19 protein-coding genes are annotated in these 20,440 nt (G+C 35.5%); 17 read left to right on the top strand and 2 right to left on the bottom strand.

What is annotated here, in order from left to right:
• Positions 1 to 96 precede the first annotated feature (96 nt).
• The 14 genes from AMD00_RS09725 to AMD00_RS09660 all read left to right on the top strand — a co-directional run bounded on the left by AMD00_RS09725 (position 97) and on the right by AMD00_RS09660 (position 15,194).
• Positions 97 to 651, top strand: a complete 555-nt coding sequence (locus AMD00_RS09725; protein WP_053416889.1) for a hypothetical protein — start codon at positions 97 to 99, stop codon at positions 649 to 651.
• Between the two features lie 155 nt (positions 652 to 806).
• Positions 807 to 1,382, top strand: a complete 576-nt coding sequence (locus tag AMD00_RS09720; RefSeq protein ID WP_322787044.1) for a DUF3841 domain-containing protein — start codon at positions 807 to 809, stop codon at positions 1,380 to 1,382.
• Between the two features lie 259 nt (positions 1,383 to 1,641).
• Positions 1,642 to 3,411, top strand: a complete 1,770-nt coding sequence (gene recQ / locus AMD00_RS09715; RefSeq protein ID WP_053416887.1) for a DNA helicase RecQ — start codon at positions 1,642 to 1,644, stop codon at positions 3,409 to 3,411.
• A 239-nt stretch (positions 3,412 to 3,650) separates the two neighbouring features.
• Positions 3,651 to 3,836: a hypothetical protein gene (locus tag AMD00_RS09710; protein ID WP_053416886.1), complete on the top strand. Its 186-nt coding sequence runs from the start codon at positions 3,651 to 3,653 to the stop codon at positions 3,834 to 3,836.
• Positions 3,837 to 4,513: 677 nt separating this feature from the next.
• On the top strand, positions 4,514 to 6,100 hold the full coding sequence (locus tag AMD00_RS09705) for a glutathione ABC transporter substrate-binding protein (protein WP_053416885.1): 1,587 nt from the start codon (positions 4,514 to 4,516) through the stop codon (positions 6,098 to 6,100).
• 120 nt (positions 6,101 to 6,220) lie between these two features.
• The gene (gene nikB / locus AMD00_RS09700; RefSeq protein ID WP_053416884.1) at positions 6,221 to 7,144 is read left to right on the top strand and encodes a nickel ABC transporter permease; all 924 of its coding nucleotides are present in this window, start codon (positions 6,221 to 6,223) and stop codon (positions 7,142 to 7,144) included.
• Between the two features lie 54 nt (positions 7,145 to 7,198).
• Entirely contained in the window at positions 7,199 to 8,053 is an 855-nt protein-coding gene (locus tag AMD00_RS09695) for an ABC transporter permease (RefSeq protein WP_053418252.1), read from the top strand.
• A gap of 13 nt (positions 8,054 to 8,066) precedes the next feature.
• Complete coding sequence (locus AMD00_RS09690) at positions 8,067 to 9,047, top strand: ABC transporter ATP-binding protein (protein ID WP_053416883.1); 981 nt, start codon at positions 8,067 to 8,069, stop codon at positions 9,045 to 9,047.
• Between the two features lie 5 nt (positions 9,048 to 9,052).
• Complete coding sequence (locus AMD00_RS09685) at positions 9,053 to 10,024, top strand: ABC transporter ATP-binding protein (RefSeq protein WP_053416882.1); 972 nt, start codon at positions 9,053 to 9,055, stop codon at positions 10,022 to 10,024.
• Between the two features lie 18 nt (positions 10,025 to 10,042).
• The gene (locus AMD00_RS09680; protein WP_053416881.1) at positions 10,043 to 10,921 is read left to right on the top strand and encodes a sugar phosphate isomerase/epimerase family protein; all 879 of its coding nucleotides are present in this window, start codon (positions 10,043 to 10,045) and stop codon (positions 10,919 to 10,921) included.
• Positions 10,922 to 10,952: 31 nt separating this feature from the next.
• Positions 10,953 to 12,011 carry a Gfo/Idh/MocA family protein gene (locus tag AMD00_RS09675; RefSeq protein WP_053416880.1) on the top strand — a complete coding sequence of 353 codons (1,059 nt, stop codon included), beginning with the start codon at positions 10,953 to 10,955 and terminating at the stop codon, positions 12,009 to 12,011.
• A 1-nt stretch (position 12,012) separates the two neighbouring features.
• Positions 12,013 to 12,903: a sugar phosphate isomerase/epimerase family protein gene (locus tag AMD00_RS09670; protein ID WP_053416879.1), complete on the top strand. Its 891-nt coding sequence runs from the start codon at positions 12,013 to 12,015 to the stop codon at positions 12,901 to 12,903.
• An 87-nt stretch (positions 12,904 to 12,990) separates the two neighbouring features.
• A complete protein-coding gene (locus AMD00_RS09665) occupies positions 12,991 to 14,142 on the top strand; it encodes an ROK family transcriptional regulator (RefSeq protein WP_053416878.1) in 1,152 nt (383 codons plus the stop codon).
• A gap of 35 nt (positions 14,143 to 14,177) precedes the next feature.
• Complete coding sequence (locus AMD00_RS09660; RefSeq protein ID WP_053416877.1) at positions 14,178 to 15,194, top strand: asparaginase; 1,017 nt, start codon at positions 14,178 to 14,180, stop codon at positions 15,192 to 15,194.
• Between the two features lie 320 nt (positions 15,195 to 15,514).
• Here AMD00_RS09660 and AMD00_RS09655 read toward each other — a convergent pair whose 3' ends face one another.
• Both AMD00_RS09655 and AMD00_RS09650 read right to left on the bottom strand, forming a co-directional pair.
• On the bottom strand, positions 15,515 to 15,925 hold the full coding sequence (locus tag AMD00_RS09655; protein WP_053416876.1) for a GNAT family N-acetyltransferase: 411 nt from the start codon (positions 15,923 to 15,925) through the stop codon (positions 15,515 to 15,517).
• Positions 15,926 to 16,192: 267 nt separating this feature from the next.
• Positions 16,193 to 17,047 carry an MraY family glycosyltransferase gene (locus AMD00_RS09650; RefSeq protein WP_053416875.1) on the bottom strand — a complete coding sequence of 285 codons (855 nt, stop codon included), beginning with the start codon at positions 17,045 to 17,047 and terminating at the stop codon, positions 16,193 to 16,195.
• A gap of 320 nt (positions 17,048 to 17,367) precedes the next feature.
• Between AMD00_RS09650 and AMD00_RS09645 the strand changes: the two genes are divergently transcribed.
• From AMD00_RS09645 to AMD00_RS09635, 3 genes are all read left to right on the top strand, one after another.
• Positions 17,368 to 17,565 carry a DUF6501 family protein gene (locus tag AMD00_RS09645; protein WP_053416874.1) on the top strand — a complete coding sequence of 66 codons (198 nt, stop codon included), beginning with the start codon at positions 17,368 to 17,370 and terminating at the stop codon, positions 17,563 to 17,565.
• Positions 17,566 to 17,652: 87 nt separating this feature from the next.
• Positions 17,653 to 18,516, top strand: coding sequence for an ATP-binding protein (locus AMD00_RS09640; RefSeq protein ID WP_053416873.1), 864 nt, complete (start codon positions 17,653 to 17,655; stop codon positions 18,514 to 18,516).
• A 10-nt stretch (positions 18,517 to 18,526) separates the two neighbouring features.
• Positions 18,527 to 20,425, top strand: coding sequence for a vWA domain-containing protein (locus tag AMD00_RS09635; RefSeq protein WP_053416872.1), 1,899 nt, complete (start codon positions 18,527 to 18,529; stop codon positions 20,423 to 20,425).
• Positions 20,426 to 20,440: the final 15 nt, after the last annotated feature.

The following is a 20,440-nucleotide window of genomic DNA, read 5'->3' as shown; positions in this document are numbered from 1 at the left end:
TACTCTATTAGGGTAGACTTTTTATTTTCAACTGATAGGATAAAAGTATGGTATTTCTGTATTTATAAAAAGAACAAGCAAGGAGAGAGTAAAAGAGTGAAAAAACTAGTAGGATTTTTAATAGCATTAGTCATTATTTTAGGAGGACTATGGAGTTTTAACCTTCGTGATGACAGCAAAGGAGTTATGGAAAATAATAAAGATTATAAAGAAAGCGTGTTAAATACATTAGAAAATCATGAGCAGCCTGATTTTGAATCTTATCAATTTAAAGATATAGAAAGCATGGAGAAGGCTGAAACGTTAGAGGAAGCCTTTGACAAAATTTTTGGTAATGAACGGTTGTTTGATGGAGACATGGATGGTGGTGTAATTACTATTGAAATGAAACCGGGCTATGATACTCGAAGGGAAATGATAGACTTTTTACATTACATTCAGTATAGCGATTTAATCGGAAGTGAACTCGATGAAAAAACAGATATAGTAAATATGCAAGTTGTTCAGCCGATTAAACCGGGGATGAATCGCCCAGAAGCTCATCAAAAATGGGCTATACATGTGAATAAAGTGAAAATTATGGATTTTAGCGACAAGGAAACGATGCTGGATGAAATAAGTTTATACGGTAAATATGAAGTTGTAAATTAGTCTGGGATGAACTAATTTTAACAGGAGATACATGAAGATGATGGGCAATGCCTAGATAAAACTATTTATACTTTGAACAATACATAGAAGAGATTGAACGCAGTACAGCATTAAAAGAAAAACAGAATTAACGTATGCCCAGTAAAGGAGAATAAATGATGATAGTTTATACCGTACATCCAGAATCAATATACAAGATGATGCGAGAGCAAGGGTACTACGAAGGGTCTAGGACGCATTCTGATCACGCGGATTGGTTTGAGAGACAATATAACTGGATGGTAGCGCAAATGAAAAAACGATTACCTAACTATGAAGGCGATGAATATCCTGTTTGGGTATGGAAACGCCATCCCGACAGAAATGGACCAGCTAATTTACGTAGAGGAACTCGTGGGGTTATTCTTAAATTAATTCCAGATGAAGATATTCTTTGGTCTGATTTTGAGTCCTGGCACTTTCCATTAAACGAAGGTCCTTGTACGTCTAGTGAAGAAGAGTGGAAAGAGGCTGAGAATTGGTCTACTAAGGAAATTGAAAAATCATGGGAAATGATCTTTGATTTTGAAAAACTTTCGAATCGAGACCCTGATTGGAGCGGTACATTTGATCCAGAATGGATACAAGGTGTGACACCACGAATTACCATGGATCAAGTGAAAAAAGTAACTCGCTTTATTGCGAAAGGACCAAAGAGAAAAACTTACGGTCCACCTAAGAAAAAGAAATAGCTCAAGTTGAAATATAAAACGGCTGAGGGTTTTATTGAAGATATACAGATGCAAGTCTAGTAATGTTCTATCATATCTTATTACATTTAACCCTCGAACTTTTTTTCTCGCACAGTAATCTCCTAAATAAAGTATATTTTAGTATAACAGAAAATTAAAAAATCTTTCTTACCTGCTTATCTTCGACTAATTAAAAGCCTTTCAATCTATTAAATGTTACAATGGAAGGACATATATACGTATTGAAGGGGGTAGGTGAATGTTTGAAGAAGCACAACATCTGCTAGGGAAATATTTTGGTTATGATGATTTTCGCGAGGGACAAGCACAAATAGTTTCGAATGTTTTAGAACAGAAATCGAGCTTGTGTGTAATGCCAACAGGTGGAGGGAAGTCAATATGTTATCAAATTCCTGCACTGTTACTTGAGGGTACAACGATTGTTGTTTCACCCCTTATTTCCCTTATGCAAGACCAAGTGGACACGTTACTTGAAGTTGGTATTTCGGCGGCATTTATTAATAGTACATTGTCTGCAAGTGAATTACGTGAAACAATGGAAAACTTACATGAAGGAAGATACCAGCTATTATATATCGCTCCTGAACGACTAGAATCGCCTCAGTTTTTGTCTGAGTTAAAGAATATAAAAGTACCATTGATTGCTGTAGATGAAGCGCATTGTATTTCACAATGGGGGCATGATTTCCGTCCTAGCTATCGTGCTATTAATCGATTGATGACTGTATTTGAAGAGAAACCCGTTGTCTTAGCACTAACAGCGACTGCAACACCGGAAGTAAGGGAAGACATTTGCCACATTTTACAAATAACTGATGATAATACAGTTATTACTGGGTTTGCTCGTAGTAATCTATCTTTTTCAGTTGTTCTAGGACAAGACAAAGACCGTTACATTAAAGATTTTGTAAAGAAAAACATTAATGAAGTCGGTATTATATACGCTGCAACAAGAAAAGCAGTGGATCATGTATATGATGTGTTGATGAAAGCTGGAATTTCAGTCGCAAAATATCATGCAGGTTTACCAGAGGCTTTCCGTCAACAGGAGCAAACACGTTTCCTAAAAGATGAAGCACAAGTAATGGTTGCAACAAATGCTTTTGGTATGGGTATCGATAAATCCAACGTCAGATACGTTATTCATTACCAATTGCCAAAGAATATGGAAAGTTATTATCAGGAAGCAGGGAGAGCAGGTCGTGATGGGTTACCGAGTGAATGTGTTGTTTTGTATGCCTCTCAAGATGTGCAAACACAACGCTTTTTAATCGACCAATCACAGGACCGTGAACGTATTCCTGGAGAACTCGCTAAATTGCAAGGAATGGCAGATTATTGCCATACCGAACAATGCTTACAGCAATATATTGTGAAATATTTCGGTGAAGAAAATGCGGAAGTTTGTGGGAAGTGTGCAAATTGCAAGGACGATCGAGAGATTTTTGATGTTACCGAAGATGTACAAAAGGTACTGAGTTGTGTAATCCGCATGGGTCAGAAATTCGGTAAAACAATGATTGCTCAAGTATTAATCGGATCTCAAAATCAAAAGGTCATCAGCTTCGGCTTAAATAGACTTTCCACATACGGCATTATGAAAAATATGACTGTCAAAGAAGTATCCAATTTCATAGAATTCATGATTGCTGAAGATTTATTATCAGTGAAACAGGGGAATATGCCAACTATTTTTGTTTCAGAAAAGGGTAAAGATGTACTCCTCGGTAAAGTGAAGGTGCAACGTAAAGGTGTTGTTGTCACTAGACAAATTGCTGAAAACGACCCATTATTTGAAGAACTACGTACTATTCGAAAACAATTGGCAGATGAAGCGAATGTACCTCCATTTGTTATCTTCTCTGATAAATCATTACAAGATATGTGTGCAAAACGTCCAAAAACAGCAAACGAGTTTTTAGAAGTAAACGGCGTAGGAGTAAATAAGCTAGAGAAATACGGTGCTGCTTTTATGGATGTCATTATCAATTTTGAAGTAAATGTATAATGATTTAGAAAAAGAAGTGTCCTGAAAAAGGACACTTCTTTTTTGCGTTTTAATGCAAGCGCATCCATTATGAAGGAATAATTTGCTTTCAATTAATAGACAAATTATGAGTTGAAATTGAATTAAAATAGTGGAAGTAGGATGTCTGACGTTATAAAATAAATAAAGATAATACATCAATAGCCCATACACATCTTTCGCTTGGGTAGTGCATTTAATATAATAAAAGGAGTTTTTTCATGATGGATCAGAAAATCATATTTTACGTTGAAAAACTTCAAGAGGAAGTAATGTATGCTGTTGCTTCTGGAGCAGATTCAAATTTATACGATTTTACATGTGAAATGCTAGTAAGTGAATCTGCAGATAACAAAAATGCAATTTGCCAAGCTTATGAAGTAGTGAAACATGCTTTAATTGGTTAAAATACTGCCTATTGCAAAGGCATTTAATATAGATTAAAACAGATTCTTTTAGAATGAAAGAATCTGTTTTTTTGTTGTATTAGTAATCAATCAACAGAAAATAATTATGGAATATAGTTTGATGAATAAATCCAAATTAGTGTAAAAAAAGTTAATATAATCTGTTAAATCATTTTATTTAAGTCATATAAGCGTGTTTTTTTTGATAAATCGATAGATATTTACTATAATAATAGAGAAAACATAGTTATAAATCCTTGTCTTTATCGGATCAGTTTTATGCAGAAAAAGAGGAGGGTTACTATAATGGGAATCACAATTTTAGCAATCATTTCGTTAGTAGTTATTAATACTGTTATCTCTATTATTATGAGTAATACAATTTCAGATTAATTTATGTAATCATTTTTGCGGGCTCTTCTTTCAAAAGAAGAGCCCGCTTTTTGTTTTTTTCACCATTGGAGTAACTAATATGAAAATCTATATAAATATGCTCGGAAATAACTGAATTATATAATATTTATTTTCATGGTGTTAAAATCATTTTTCCATGCATAAGCTTTGTTAAGAAATTATTTTATAAAATTTCTCACATATTCAAGGCTATTCATTTCGAAATCGTTCATCTTTTTAATAGACATAGTCTTTGAATTAGTGAGAACAAGGGGGATGGGTTAATGCTGCAAAGGAAAGGTTGGAAAATTCTGTTGTTAGTCGTTTTTTGCGCCATTTTTATGGTTGCATGTTCTGATGACAAGAAAGAAACAAATAGTAGTGAAGGCAAAGGAGAGAAAGAGCCGACTACTGAAAAGAAAGAAGAACTGGTTGTCGCAGTAAATGAAAACTTCATTTCAATGGATCCTCATAATACAGGAGATACAAATTCTAACTCAGTACAATCGGCTATGTTAGAAGGCCTGCTTGGGTTCGATGATGAAGGTCAAATAATAAATGTTCTAGCTGAAGACTATTCAGTAAGTGAAGACGCACTTGTTTATACATTTAAATTACATCAAGGTATTAAATTCCATGATGGAGAAGACTTTAATGCTGAAGCAGTAAAAGTGAATTTTGAACGGATAATGAAAGACAAGAGCTTACGATTAAATTCACGTGGTTTTAGCTTAATTAAAAAAATAGAAACTCCAAGTGAATACGAAATAAAAATCACTTTAAAGGAAACATATAGCCCAATGCTAACTCGTTTTGGAGTAGCTAAAATTATTAGCCCTAAATCAGTGAAGGAAAATCCAGCAGATATTCCAAAAAAACCTGTAGGTACGGGCGCTTATAAATTTGGTGAATGGGTTCAAGGTGATCATTTAACAATCGAGCGTTTCGATGATTATTGGGGTAAAGGTGACCGTGTCAAGAAAATTACATTCAAGCCCGTACCAGAGAGTGGTTCGCGTGTAGCGATGTTAAAAACAGGAGAAGCAGGAGTTATCTATCCTGTTCCATCTCAAAATATAGCCCAAGTGGAAGGCGATAAGAATATTCAAGTATTTAAAGTCCCATCAACAATCGCTCATTATGTATCGATTAATACGTACAAAAAACCATTTAATGATCCAAAAGTGCGTCAAGCATTTAACTACGCTGTCGACAAAGATGCTTTTATTAAAGTAGTGAATTTTGGTTTAGGAGTACCACTTGATTCTATCATTTCTTCGAAAACGATTTATTATAAAAAACAAGAGGCTTATGCGCAAAATATCGAAAAGGCAAAACAATTATTAAAAGAAGCTGGATATCCAGATGGCTTTGAAACTGAGATTTGGGGTAATACAAACTCTGATACGATGAAGGGTATGCAATTTATCCAACAACAGTTAAAACAAATTGGCGTAAAAGTAGAAATTAAATCAATGGAGGAAGGTACTCTTTCTGATGAAATTTATGGTGCCCAAACGCCTGATGATGCAAAACTACAAATGTGGTATGTAAGTTGGTCTTCCTATGCTTCAGATGTTACAAATGCAACAAAACCATTATTCCATAGTGAATCATTCCCTCCAAATGGTGCAAATACAGCTTATTACAATAACAAAGAAGTAGATAAATGGATGGATGAAGCAAATTCAATTTCTGACAAAGCAAAACAAGAAGAATTATACGGGAAAATTCAAGAAACTGTTTATAAAGACGCACCTTGGATTTTCTTAGGTGTTGATGAAATTGTCTATGGTGTTCGTTCAGATGTAGAGGGAGTTGTCGTTGAACCAACAGGTGGATTGGATGTAAAAGATGCTAATTTTAAATAATCTCTAGCGGATTATCGGCAAGAGGCTGAAATTTTTATCAGCTTCTTGCTTTCTAAAAAGTAATGCAAAACGGCACTAATAAAAGTTTCTCGTATCCACCTTTTGAAGGAGGGAGTATATTTGCTTCGATATATCATAAAACGAGTGTTAGAAATATTGCCAATAATTTTTGTAGTTTCGATACTGTCATTCTTGTTTATTCACTTTATTCCTGGTGATCCTGCACGGTTAGTTGCGGGTAAAGATGCGACTTTACAAGATGTCCAAAATGTAAGAGAAGAGTTAGGTTTAAATGATCCTATATGGAAACAATACATTTCTTATATGGGGAATTTGTTGCAAGGTAATTTAGGCACATCTTTAAAGACGGGTTTACCAGTCTCCGATATGTTTTCATCGCGTTTCATGCCATCTATCTATTTAACATTTTTTGCGATGATTTGGGCGACAATTATTGGTTTATTGATAGGAGCTATATCAGCTGTATTTAAAAACAAATGGCCTGATTATTTAGGTATGGTAACAGCAGTATCTGGTATTTCATTACCGGGGTTTTGGTTAGGATTACTGTTGATTCAACTGTTTTCTGTACAACTAGGTATGCTTCCAACTGGTGGATCGGAGGGCTTCAAAAGCTATATTCTGCCTTCATTGACGTTAGGAGCAGGTATTATGTCAATGATTGCAAGGTTTACAAGGTCATCTTTATTAGAAACATTGCAGACAGACTATATACGAACGGGTCGTGCGAAAGGATTGAAGGAATCAGTTGTTATTATACAACATGCTTTGAGAAATTCTTTAATACCTGTTGTAACGATTGCAGGCTTACAATTTGGATTCCTTTTAGGTGGATCAGTTGTTGTTGAGACAGTTTTTAGTTTCCCTGGAATGGGCCGTTTACTCATTGATTCAATTGCATTTCGGGATTATCCAGTAATTCAGTCAGCACTTCTACTGTTTGCGATTGAATTCATTATCGTCAATTTAGTAGTAGATATTTTATACAGCGTTCTAAATCCAAAAATTCAAATTCAGTCCTAAAGGAGGGTATTTATGAATAGTGTTTCAATAGACAAAAATGAGAAAACAGTATCCATGCAACCAAAATACTCTCCAGTGAAAGAGTTTTGGAAAAATTTTAGAAAGCAAAAAGTAGCATTTATCGCTAGTGTGTTTGTTTTATTACTAATCTTAGTAGCTATCTTAGCGCCTTATATCGCACCATTCGATCCATATAAACCAAATTACGATGCTTTATTAGAACCTCCTAGTAAATCACATTTAGCAGGAACTGATGAATATGGCCGAGATATATTAAGTCGACTAATCATGGGGACAAGAATTTCGTTGAGCGTTAGCTTCGCTTCAGTTTTTTTAGGAATGATCCTAGGCACCATTTTAGGCTTAATGAGCGGTTACTTTGGCGGATGGTTGGATCGTATAATAATGCGTTCAAGTGATGTCTTGTTTTCTTTTCCAGACTTACTTTTAGCAATTGCTATTGTGGCAATTCTAGGACCTGGTTTAAATAATGTGATTATCGCAGTAACGGTATTTGGGATACCTTCATTTGCTAGACTCGTCCGTGGGGCCACTTTAGAAGCCAAAGAGAACACCTATGTAGAAGCAGCAAAATCAATGGGGGCACCACATCGTCGCATTATGTATAAACATATTTTCCCGGAAACAGTAAGTAGCCTTATTATTTTCGTAACAATGCGAATAGGGACAGCGATTTTAGCAGCTTCAAGTTTAAGTTTTTTAGGCTTAGGTGCTAGTCCTGAAACACCTGAGTGGGGAGTAATGTTAAGTACCGGTAGAGATTATTTAGGCACAGCTTCACATGTAGTAATTGTACCTGGGATTGCCATCTTTTTAACTGTTCTTGCTTTTAATTTAATAGGTGATGGATTACGAGATGTATTAGATCCGAAAACGAAGAACGATTAAGGGGAATCAGGATATGACTAAAAAACTACTTCAGGTTGAAGAATTACAAACGGAATTTACAAGGGATAAACAGAAGACGAGAATATTGCATGGAGTTAACTTTCATATCAATGAAGGTGAAGTGTTAGGTCTTGTTGGTGAATCTGGCTGTGGGAAAAGTTTAACATCATTATCCATTATGCGTTTGTTTCAAGGAACTACTGGTGAAATCACAAATGGAAATATCTATTTCAATGACTCGAATTTAGTCAATCTATCAGACTATGAAATGCGTAAATTGCGTGGCAAGCAAATGGCTATGATTTTCCAAGATCCGATGACTTCATTAAATCCAGTTATGAAAATAGGAAAGCAGCTCACTGAACCAATCCGAGTGCACTTAAAGCTAAATAAAAGTGAAGCAAGAGAACATGCAATTGCGATGCTCACGAAAGTAGGGATTGCAAGGCCAGATGAAATTGTAGATGAGTATCCTCATCAACTTTCTGGAGGAATGCGACAACGTGTAATGATTGCTATGGCGATGTCATGTAATCCAAATTTACTTATTGCAGACGAACCTACAACTGCTCTCGATGTAACAATACAAGCGCAAATATTAGAGCTTATGAAAAAACTTCAAAAAGAAGAAAAAATGTCAATTCTATTAATCACACATGATTTAGGTGTAGTAGCTGAGATGTGTGACAGAGTAGTTGTTATGTATGCAGGCAAAGTTGTTGAAGAGGCATCTGTTTACGATTTATTCGAAAATCCGAAGCATCCATACAGTAAAGGCTTGATCGCTTCTGTTCCAAAATTAGGCGAGAAAAAAGATAAATTAGATTCCATAAAAGGAAATGTACCCAATCCATCTAATATGCCAAAAGGTTGTAAATTTGCTCCTAGATGCAATATGGCGATGCCAATTTGCCATGAGCAAGAACCTGCTTGTCTAGCAATAGAGAATGATAGGTTATGCAGTTGTTGGCTATATGAACTAGAAACGAGGTGAGGCGAATGTCAAATACAATATTAAGAGTTGAAAAGCTCAAAAAATCATTCGAGTTGTCAAATGGCTTTTTTGAGAAGAAAAAAACAATTCAAGCAGTAAGCGATGTGTCATTTGAAATCCAAAAAGGCGAGACATTTAGTCTTGTTGGCGAAAGTGGCTGTGGTAAATCGACAACTGGTCGTCTCATCTCTAGATTATTAGAACCTACTGAAGGATCTATTTGGATTGATGGAATGGAAGTTTCTAATAAAAAAGAATCGCAATTAAAGCAGATGAGGCAATCGGTTCAAATGATTTTCCAAGACCCTTATGCATCATTGAATCCACGTATGAAAGTAAAAGAAATTATTGCTGAGCCGCTGACTATTCATACGAATCTATCGACTAGTGAGCGTCAGAAAAAGGTGTTAGAAATCCTAGAAGTTGTAGGGTTAAGTGAGTATCACTCAGAAAGGTATGCTCATGAGTTTAGTGGTGGACAAAGACAAAGAATTGGTATTGCACGTGCTTTAATTATGAAACCACAGCTTATTATTGCAGACGAACCTGTTTCTGCACTGGACGTTTCTATCCAATCTCAAATATTAAATCTATTAAAAGATTTACAAAGAGAGTATGGTATTTCCTATTTATTTATCTCACACGATTTAAGTGTTGTTGAGCATATAAGTGACAATATAGGTGTTATGTATTTAGGCGCAATCGTTGAATCGGGGCCTAAAGACACTGTTTTTGCTAATCCGCAACACCCGTATACGAAAGCATTATTATCATCTGTACCAGTTGCAAACCCTAGATTAAGAAAAGAGAAAATCATTCTAAAAGGGGATATACCGAGTCCGAAAAATCCTCCATCAGGGTGTACATTTCATACAAGATGTCCTTTTGCTATGGATATTTGTAAAAAAGAGAAGCCAAAAAGACAACAGCTTCAAGAAGAAAATCATTTTGCATCTTGCCATTTGTTAGACCAATAAATCGAAGAGGTGATCGCTATGAAAGTTGGATTAAGTACGTATAGCTTAGTAAAGAAAATGAGAGCAGGACATATGGATGTATTAGATGTCATTCAATGGGTTGCAGATAATGGTGGAGAGCACGTCGAACTTGTACCTTATGAATTCACAGTTGTAGATAACCCGGAACTTGCCGATCAAATTAAAGAAAAAGCCCAACAACTTGGACTTGAATTATCAGCATATTCTTTACCAGCAAATTTTGTTCAAGAGACAGATGAGGCATTTTATGCAGAGGTAGAACGATTAAAGCAACATGTTGATATTGTGAATCGAATGGGCATTAAAATTATGCGACATGATGTTACTGCCTTTACGTTACCAAAAGAGGATATGACAATACATTATTTTAACGAACACTTCGATCAACTTGTAAAAGGAAGCCAACTCCTCGCAGATTATGCAGCACAGTTTGGTATTACAACAACAATTGAAAACCATGGTTTTAATGTTCAAACGAGCGATCGCGTACAACAAGTTATTCACGCTGTAAATAGACCGAATTTTAAAACAACATTAGATGTAGGGAATTTCCTATGTATAGATGAAGAACCTTTAGTCGGTGTAAAGAAAAATATCCTGTACGCTGCAACAGTGCATTTTAAAGATTTTTATACTAGACCTTATTTTGAAAATCCAGGAGCAGGTGAATGGTTTAGAACAGTAAATGATAATTATATTCGCGGTGCAATTGTAGGACACGGCGACATTAATATTCGTGAAATCATGAAAACTGTTAAATCCTCGGGATATGACGGATATCTCACAATAGAATTTGAAGGCATGGAAGATTGCGAAGTTGGCTCAAAAATCGGGATGGATAATGTCAGACGCTTATGGCATGAGACGAACTGTTAACAGATAAACCTCATCAAAAGGAGCTGGAATTATGTCGAAAATAAATGTTTGTGTTATAGGAACAGGAACAATTTCTGACCATCATTTTAAAGCTTATGCTAATAATCCAGATGTCACTATATATGGTGTATATGATTATGTGTATGAAAGAGCGCAGAAAAAAGCTGAACAATATGGTGCGAAAAAGGTATTTAAAAGTTTAGAAGAGTTATTTTTAGACACGAATGTTGACGCGGTCAGCATCTGTACTTGGAACAAAACGCATGCAGAAATTGCGATCGAAGCATTAAAGCATGATTTACACATCCTAGTTGAGAAGCCATTATGTATGACAGTAGAAGAAGCTTATGCGATTCAAGAAGAGGCAGATAAGCATAATAAAGTATTCCAAGTAGGATTTGTGAGACGATTTGGTACGAACACAAAAGTATTAAAGTCCTTTATTGATGCTGGAAAGCTAGGAAATATCTATTATGCTAAGGCTACTTATACGAGACGCCTAGGAAACCCAGGAGGTTGGTTTGTAGATGTCAATAAGTCCGGTGGTGGCCCTTTAATTGATATTGGGGTGCACATCATCGATATTTGCTGGTATTTGATGGGTAGACCAAAAGTAAAATCAATCTCAGGCAATACGTATAACCATCTAGGAAATCGAAAAAACGTAAAGAATCTAAGTTTTTATAAAACAGCGGATTATGATCAAACAGAAAATACTGTGGAAGATTTAGCAAATGCCTTAATTACATTTGAAAATGGTGCCTCTTTATTAGTCGATGTGTCGTATACACTACATGCCAAAGAGGATGAGTTAGGTGTCAAACTATATGGCACAAAAGGCGGAGCTGAATTAGAACCAGAACTAGTTATTATTAGCGAAGAAAACGATACTATTTTGAATATGCAGCCTCAAATCGATCATTTAACTTTTGATTTCCAAAATGCTTTTCAAAATGAGATCAATTCCTTTATTGAATGCTGCGTAACAGGCGTAGTTTCACAAGCACCAGTTGAAGATGGAGTTGAAATTATGAAAATCCTAGAAGGTATTTATAAAGCAGCAGAAACAAAAAGCGAGGTGCGCTACTAAAATGACATCAACCTTACAACTATCCAATAAAATTGGTGTTATAGTGGATAGCCTTGGATTACCCCTTTATGAAGGTTTAAAAAAAGCGAAAGACATTGGAGCGGACGGTGTTCAAATCTATGCCGTTTCGGGTGAAATGGCACCTGAGAATATGTCTACATCAGCTCGAAAAGAATTAAGAGATTACTTAACATCAATAGATTTAGATATTTCCGCTTTATGTGGTGATTTAGGAGGGCATGGTTTTCAAAACAAACATGACAATGCACTCAAAGTCGAAAAATCAAAAAGAATACTAGATATGGCAGTCGAACTTGGTACCAATATTGTGACAACACATATTGGTATCATTCCAGAAGATCAAAATAGTGAAATTTACTATGCATTACAGCAAGCATGTGAGGAGCTAGGGCAATACGCGAAAGGTCTAGATGCTTACTTTGCTATTGAAACTGGACCTGAAAAAGCTGAAACTTTAAAGCAGTTTTTAGATAGTCTAAGTACCAATGGTGTGTCAGTAAATTTTGACCCAGCCAATATGGTTATGGTAACAGGAGATGACCCAGTTACAGGAGTGGAAATTTTACAAGACTATATTGTTCATACTCATGTGAAAGATGGAGTGCAGTTAAAAAAGACGGATCCAAGAGATGTCTATGGCTTTATAGGATACGGAGAAGGGGTAGATCATCGTAAAATTGCTGAAATGGTAGCTGCTGGAGAATATTTCAGGGAGCTTCCATTAGGCCAGGGAGATGTTAACTTTGACCGCTATTTTAAAGCATTACAAAGCATTAACTACACAGGATATTTAACTATTGAAAGAGAAGTAAAGGATGCTCCTGAAGCGGACATTTCTCAAGCTGTAGAATTTATCCGAAAATATAAGTAATAAAGTGATTTTTCTAGTAATTTCCATTATTATGAACATAAGGAATGATTCTCAAGAATTTTACTTATGAACAGGGAAGTGTGTCTTATGGAAAAGCAAGACCAATTATTGATGAAAAAACAAAATAGATTATTAGTTTTAGAATTAATAAGAACAATGTCACCAATTTCTCGGATACAACTGTCCAAAGTAACGAAAATGAGTCCAACTTCAATTACGAGAATTGTTCAAGAGCTACAAGAAGAAGGGTTTGTCCGGGAATCACTTATTGAATCAACAAGTATCGGAAGAAGGCCAACATTGTTGGAATTATGTCCAGATGTCTTATATACAGTAGGTGTGGAACTAGATCGTCGAATAGTTAGAGTTGGCTTAGTCGATTTTCTAGGGGAGCTTGTGGACTTTAAAATTTTCCAGAGAAAATCACAAGAGAGTTATAGAGAAACGTTAAATAATATTCATGAAAAAACTTTACAAATCATTAATGAAAACCAGATTGAGATGAAAAAAGTAATCGGTTTAGGGGTAGGATTACCAGGTTCTATTGATTATGAAAAAGGCATCGTTAAAATTTCCGAACAACTGCAGTGGGGAAATATCCCACTGGCAGATGATTTAAAGGAATTAACGACTCATAACGTCATCATTGATAATGAACTTAAGATGAAAATAATAGCTGAAAATACAATAGGGCAATCAATAGACTCTGATAATTGTATTTTACTAGGCATTGGATCAGGCATAGGTGCAGCCATATTACTTCATGGTGAAGTACACCGTGGCACTTCAAATAACGCTGGAGAAATTGGTCATACAGTGATCGATCCTAATGGCTTAATATGCCATTGTGGAAAAGTAGGTTGCTTATCAACGTATATTTCTGAAAGTGCCATTATTGCTGATGCCAATAAAGTAAAGCCAATCCATTCTATAGAAGAAGTGTATGATGCCTATCGTTCAAAGGAGACATGGGCATGTAATATAATGGACCGTGTAACTACGTATATAGCGCTTGCTGTTAGTAATATGGCTTGTTTGTATGAACCAGAGTATATCATTTTAAGTGGGCATTTAATTGATGAGCTACCGGGGATAGGCAAATTTATAGAAGAAAAATGTGACCGTTATATATGGCAGTCCATTCGTCAAAATCTTAAAATTGTATACTCAAAGCTTGGTAGTGAAGGTGTCGTAAGAGGAGCTGCTATTCAAGCTCAAAAGGTCTTACTAGATTTATGAGTTAAAGAATACCTTTGTAAGGTGGATGATTGCTAATGACATATGATATTTTGATAAAAGAATATCGAGCAAATATGCTTGAAAATACTCATACAGGTATAATTTGTGGCGTAAATGAGCAGCTACAAACTGCGTTTCATGTCGGTGATACAGAGCAATATGTTTTCTTACGTTCGGCAGCTAAACCGATACAAGCAATTCCTGTATTTATGACGAATATTATTGAAAAGTATCAATTGACTGAACAAGAAAGTGCTTTGTTTATGGCCTCTCATCGAGGAGAATCCTATCAAGTAGATGCATTAGAGAGTATGCTGTCAAAACTACCTGTAGAAGAAGAGGAGCTTTATTGTGCTCCCTCTTATCCATTAAATAAAAGTCCACAACATCAAGTTATAAGAGAAGGTAAAGTAAAGCGTAAATTGTATCACAATTGTGCTGGCAAACATATGGGCTTTATCACGGTTTGTCGTGAATTAGGTTACTCTGTTGATGAGTATTGGAAGCCAGAGCATCCTCTACAACAGCAAATTCTACATATACTTGCCAAACTATCAAATATGGCAGTTGATCAAATTAAAATCGGTATTGATGGTTGTGGAGTTCCGGTATTTGCAATTCCACTTGAAAATATGGCCATTTGTTTCCTTAAACTAGGTTGTCCAGATTTAATTGAAGATATCGAAATAAGAAAAGCGGTAGTTAAACTAACCGCAGCTATGAACCGACATAATAATATGATTGCATCAGACAATTTCATATGCAGCACTCTATTGCAAAGTTCAAATATTGTAGCAAAAGGAGGAGCGCAAGGAGTTTATTGCTTCGCTTTGAAAGAAGAAAGAATAGGTATTGCACTAAAGGTGATGAATGGTTCAGAAGATGTGTGGCCAAATATAATTGCTTCAATTTTAGAACAGATAAATTATAAAGATAAGAACATGATCCAGTACTTAAAAGAATTGCGACCACCTTTCATTAAGAATGATGCAGGGGATATTGTAGGACATATCGAAGATTCATTTGTAGTTAACCAATTCAAGTTAATATAACTGTTAAATAAAAAGCGATAGGAGACAGCATCTCCTATCGCTTTTAGTCATGTTATTTTCGTGTTTTCCATTCTGCAACGATAAAGAAGATAATGAAGAAGGCAAATGCGATGACGAAAAACCATCCCGGTAAGCTACCAAAGGACATGAGGACACCTCCAAGTGCGAAAAGTACAATTATATAGTATTAGCATACCACAAATCGGCTGAATATCACTTCGCAGCAGTCCATCTTGATTAAATTCAAAAGAGGTAGAGTTATAAAATCAACTCTACCTCTTGTGTAACATTTCTATTTATAAATACTAGACAAGTACCATCTAATTTAACTTAGCAAACGATACTAAATCGCCTTTATCACAAGATTGAAAGCCTTGTTTTTCATAAAAATGTCTTACATCTGGAGCTTCTTCAGTTAATAGTACTTTTTGTCGAACACTCTCATATCTGCTCATAACATCTTGTATTAATTGGGAAGCAATTCCTTTGTTTTGATATTCATTTAATACAAGTATGTCTTGGATATAAATTATCGTTAAACCATCACCAACAATACGAATTAACCCTACTAAGTTGTGATCATCCCAAGCAGAGACGACCTCTAAAGATTGAAGTAATGCTTGTTGAAGCAATTCTATATCTTTTGTATAAGCAGTCCAACCAACATCGTTATATAAATTTTTTAATTGTTCACTATCGATAGTTTTACTATTTTTATATGTTAATTCCATTTATTATCCTCCTCAAATTTTTATTTTGAAGAGTTAATTCTTAATTTATCCACTGTCTTATACCTCCTTTTGAGTTTACATGCTCCTAGTAATTGGTGAATAAATACAAATATTTTTATACAATGTTTTCCATATTAATTAACTATATCAGATTATTTTGAATTAGCATATATTCAAAGTTAAGTAAATTTGTTCTATTATAGTTCCAACTAATAAATATTTTTTAAAACCTACAATAGTTTTAAGAAAGCATTTCTAAATTTTCTTCTAAATAAATCTGTATTTATGGGAAAATTGAGAAATAACGATGATCATTGTTAATCCGATTATGAAGCACCACAATGCTAAATTTGAAAAGAGAAATACAGGTATACAAAGTAGAATGGCGACTGTACAACAAATAATCGTAGATTGTTTATTTGTAAATTTGTATTGAATGAAATAGTAATACAGAGCTATAGGTACAGCTAAAGTAAATAGTGGAACATAAATTGCTAAGATGCTTGTTTTAACAAGGAATAATGAAAGTATAGCTATCATAAAACCTAATAAAATAGTTCCAGTTTTACCTATGTCGACTTTTGATGAAATGGAGCTATGCAGAAGAAAGCCTAAAGTAGATACAATAAGTAGCAATCCTGTTGTTGCAGCAAACGAATCCCCTTGTAAAAATGCGATTATTGAAAGAGTAAGTAAAGTAATTATTGAGAGCGATGTTAGTAAGCCATCTGGACTCTTTTCAATGTTAGTTGTATTTGTAAAACAAACTATAAATAGTAATGTGAAAGGAATTGTTAAATAGCCTAATTCGATATGATTAATAAAGCTGATTTCTACGCGACCTATTAAAATAACTACTAGTGCGGCAAGAATTTGGGTTAATAAAGTCCAAATATTAGATAATTTAAAATTTTGAACGAGTATTGATGTAATAACGATTAAGGAAGCGCTAATAATTATTGGAATTGTATAGTTTACTTGCTCATTTACGATAATCATTCCAATTATAAAACTAACAAAAATAGCCAAACCTCCTGTATGTTTATTAAGGTTGAATTTCTTTGATATTGTAGGCAATATGATAGATAAAATAATGCTAGTAAGCAAAGCTATGTATAACAATTTGTTTCCCTCCTAAATCTTCTTTTTCAAATATAATCCATTTTAACATAAAATATCTTACGATGGTTTTGCTTACAATTTGTGAGTTGCTAAAAATGATGGGTTTTTGTATGTGGATTTTATAGTAATTATGAAAAGCTTTAATTAATAAAAGTCGTTAAGATTGGCTAAGTTTATAAATCACTTTACTATTCAGTTACAATTTCTCAAAAAAATATGCGCTTTTCTCGCACTTTCCAGTGAAAATCGTTTAAAATAGGAGAATGTAATCTATTTACGTATTTATTAAGGATTTTCTAATAAGAGAGGTTGTTTATACCATGTTACATTTAAAATGGAAAGACGCACCAACGATTAAAATAGTTACTTGTAAACAAACAGATGCAAAGAAATACCTTGTATCAAATGTACTAACTGTTGGGAAAGAATATGAAGTGAAAAATGAAACAGAAGAATTCATTTTTGTTATCGATAATTCAGGAAATATTGGTGGCTTCTACAAAGAATACTTCGAATAAGTAGTAGTATTAAACAAAAACGGCTTCCGCAAAAATATGCGAAAGCCGTTTTTTATCATATGTAAGCTCAACAAGGAGGAACTAGACATGCATGATTTAGTTAAAAAGATTAAGAATGAGCGTCTTGCTCGTGTATATAGCGAAGAACAGGCATTACTTATTGGAAATGGTGGCTACATTTCACCAGACCCGACGTTGTGGCAAGATGTATTGATCAGTGTTGCTTTGCAAAAACCAGTGCTATTAAAAGGGCCAGCGGGTTCAGGTAAAACGAAGTTAGCTGAATCGGTGTCTGCTTATTTTGGACAGCCTATGCATAGTATCAACTGCTCGGTTGATTTAGATGCTGAAAGCTTACTTGGCTTTAAGACAATCGTGCAAAAGGATGGAGAAACAGTAATTGAGTTTGTGGAAGGACCTGTTGTTAAGGCGATGAAGGAAGGGCACTTACTATATATTGATGAAATCAATATGGCAAAGGCGGAGACATTACCGATTTTACACAGTGTTCTTGATTATCGACGTATGTTAACAAATCCGTTTACGGGAGAAGTAATTGAAGCTCATCCACATTTTAATGTAATATCGGCTATTAACGAAGGCTATATCGGAACAGCACCGATGAATGAGGCACTGAAGAACCGTTTTATTTCCTACAGCATTCCATACTTGGCTGGTGAGCAGCTTAAGAATTTATGGGAAAGTGCTTTTCCAAATGCACCACAAAGTTTGAAAAACGTCATGTACAATTTAGCTGAGGATTTGAAGTTGCAGGTGCAAAATGGCTTGCTAAGTGAAGAAGCCGCATCTATCCGTAGTTTAATGGACGCTACTGAGTTAGCTCAATATATTGAACCACTGCGCGCAATTCGCTATGCAGTTGCAGAGAAATTGGACGATGTTGGAGAACGTGAGCTCGTAATGGAATTAGCTAAAACGTGGGTGAAGTGAGGTTGATTGCATGTCACAGATGAATCGCTTTATTCAATTTAATAATGAACAGATTAATGCACGCCAGATGCTTCATTATGAGCAATTAACGCGAGCGTTATCTCATGCCCCATACTTATCTTTAACAGAAAGACAAGTACTAGAGTTACGTCCAAAGGAGCAGGCACTGTCAATTAGTGTTTTTTGGCGTCATCGTGATCGGGCAATCATGCATGCTGGGCGATTATCGGATATCTATTTGCTAGCGGCTGGCTTTTGGCGCTATTTTTCAGTGGAGCCCTTTTTAGAATTACTTGAGGATTTACAAGGGGAACCTAATGCCCATTTATTTGAGCAACTTGTATTAATGGCAGAAGAATTCCGTTTAATGGATGCGGTTGAGAAGGAACGCCCAGGTACTGGTGAGGCATTTAACGTAAGACGTAGAGTGTATTTGGAATTTCATAAGCAGCAACTTCAAGTTAATTTACAAAAGGGCTTTTTAGCAGATGCTACTTTGAATTATTTATTCGTCATGGCACATGAAGGCTCTATGCAATTAGATACATCTAGTATGCCTGACTTTTTTGAACTATTACAATTCACTTGGCAGTCTCTTTATGATACTCGTTCAACTGAAGATAGCATTGAGGTTGTTTATCGCGTAATGGCTATGATTGCAGAACATATGGAAAAAGACTTAATGCACACTTACTATGCAATTATGGATTCTATAGCAGAAGCAGCAAAGTTCAATGAACATAAAGGTGTTACAGAACAAGAACAAGGTAACAAAGAAGAGGCAAAAGAAACGATTGAAGAGCTATTCCGCACTTGGCATCGCGAGTCACAGTCTGACGATGGCGTCCATATGCGTTATGAACTAGAGCATGGTAATGAAGGAAAGGCAATGTCAACAGAAGCGGAAGAAGGACGAGAAGGAGCAGAGATTTCCGAAGTCGGTATTGGTGGAGCACAAGATCAAAAGGATTCTGTACAACAAGATGATACTGACGATGTAAAAAAATTGCCTCCTGAGAAAAAGCGAGCAGGCAAATATTTTGGTGAAGAACATCGAAATGTCGTCTATGAAGAGAGAAGAATTGAAACGGTCCGAGAAACTGGTTCAATGGATGATTTAGTCACTTGGCGTACTACGCAAGAACCTTATGTGAAGGCATTAATGGCTGAATTCAGAAAGCGTATGGCTCAAAAGGAAATTGCCAGACGTGACCATTTAACAAAAGGTCGACTTTCCTCCAAACTAACAACCTTTTTAATCGATGAAAGACCAAAGCCATTTTATAAGAAAAATTCACCAGCGAAGCCTCTAGATGCAGTGTTTGGTTTATTAGTTGATGGCTCGGCTTCTATGATTGATAAAATGGACGAAACAAAGCAGGCAGTTCTACTTTTTCATGATGTTTTGCGTAAAATGGGTATAACACATGAAATCGTCTCTTTTTATGAAGATGCCTACGAAGCAACGGAAGAAAAACAACCGAATACATTTGAATGGGTGCATAAATTAGAGGACGGTGCAAAGGATAGTGGCTCTGCCATTATGGCATTAGAAGCACATGAAGATAATCGAGATGGCTTTGCAATTCGCTGGATGACGAAGCGATTAGCAGCTCGTGATGAAAAGCATCGATTTCTACTTGTATTCTCCGACGGGGAACCCTCAGCATTTGGATATGCGCAAAATGGGATTGTTGATACAGCAGAAGCAGTAATGGATGCAGAGAAGAAGGGCATTCATGTCATGCATTTATTCTTGAATACTGATATGCCAAGTGAGGAGCAGTTGCAGTTATTCAGAATGATTTATGGACCTCAATCTGTTGCAGCGGATAGTGTGGAGAAGTTTACCGATGTGACCTTGAGGTTGTTAAGAAAGATGATTGGGCTGGTGATACAGTCAGGGTGATAAATGATGATGGTT

Source organism: Viridibacillus arvi (assembly GCF_001274945.1).
GTDB lineage: Bacteria > Bacillota > Bacilli > Bacillales_A > Planococcaceae > Viridibacillus > Viridibacillus arvi.
The sequence above is the reverse complement of the archived record's forward strand: the minus strand, read 5'-3'. Positions and strand labels throughout refer to the sequence as shown.

What these genes read in the sequence shown, in the direction of transcription:
- AMD00_RS09720 (WP_322787044.1), top strand. Translation starts at nt 807, where the DNA reads ATGATGATAGTTTATACCGTACATCCAGAATCAATATACAAGATGATG.
- recQ (WP_053416887.1), top strand. Translation starts at nt 1,642, where the DNA reads ATGTTTGAAGAAGCACAACATCTGCTAGGGAAATATTTTGGTTATGAT.
- AMD00_RS09710 (WP_053416886.1), top strand. Translation starts at nt 3,651, where the DNA reads ATGATGGATCAGAAAATCATATTTTACGTTGAAAAACTTCAAGAGGAA.
- AMD00_RS09705 (WP_053416885.1), top strand. Translation starts at nt 4,514, where the DNA reads ATGCTGCAAAGGAAAGGTTGGAAAATTCTGTTGTTAGTCGTTTTTTGC.
- AMD00_RS09695 (WP_053418252.1), top strand. Translation starts at nt 7,199, where the DNA reads ATGCAACCAAAATACTCTCCAGTGAAAGAGTTTTGGAAAAATTTTAGA.
- AMD00_RS09690 (WP_053416883.1), top strand. Translation starts at nt 8,067, where the DNA reads ATGACTAAAAAACTACTTCAGGTTGAAGAATTACAAACGGAATTTACA.
- AMD00_RS09685 (WP_053416882.1), top strand. Translation starts at nt 9,053, where the DNA reads ATGTCAAATACAATATTAAGAGTTGAAAAGCTCAAAAAATCATTCGAG.
- AMD00_RS09680 (WP_053416881.1), top strand. Translation starts at nt 10,043, where the DNA reads ATGAAAGTTGGATTAAGTACGTATAGCTTAGTAAAGAAAATGAGAGCA.
- AMD00_RS09675 (WP_053416880.1), top strand. Translation starts at nt 10,953, where the DNA reads ATGTCGAAAATAAATGTTTGTGTTATAGGAACAGGAACAATTTCTGAC.
- AMD00_RS09670 (WP_053416879.1), top strand. Translation starts at nt 12,013, where the DNA reads ATGACATCAACCTTACAACTATCCAATAAAATTGGTGTTATAGTGGAT.
- AMD00_RS09665 (WP_053416878.1), top strand. Translation starts at nt 12,991, where the DNA reads ATGGAAAAGCAAGACCAATTATTGATGAAAAAACAAAATAGATTATTA.
- AMD00_RS09660 (WP_053416877.1), top strand. Translation starts at nt 14,178, where the DNA reads ATGACATATGATATTTTGATAAAAGAATATCGAGCAAATATGCTTGAA.
- AMD00_RS09655 (WP_053416876.1), bottom strand. Translation starts at nt 15,925, where the DNA reads ATGGAATTAACATATAAAAATAGTAAAACTATCGATAGTGAACAATTA.
- AMD00_RS09645 (WP_053416874.1), top strand. Translation starts at nt 17,368, where the DNA reads ATGTTACATTTAAAATGGAAAGACGCACCAACGATTAAAATAGTTACT.
- AMD00_RS09640 (WP_053416873.1), top strand. Translation starts at nt 17,653, where the DNA reads ATGCATGATTTAGTTAAAAAGATTAAGAATGAGCGTCTTGCTCGTGTA.
- AMD00_RS09635 (WP_053416872.1), top strand. Translation starts at nt 18,527, where the DNA reads ATGTCACAGATGAATCGCTTTATTCAATTTAATAATGAACAGATTAAT.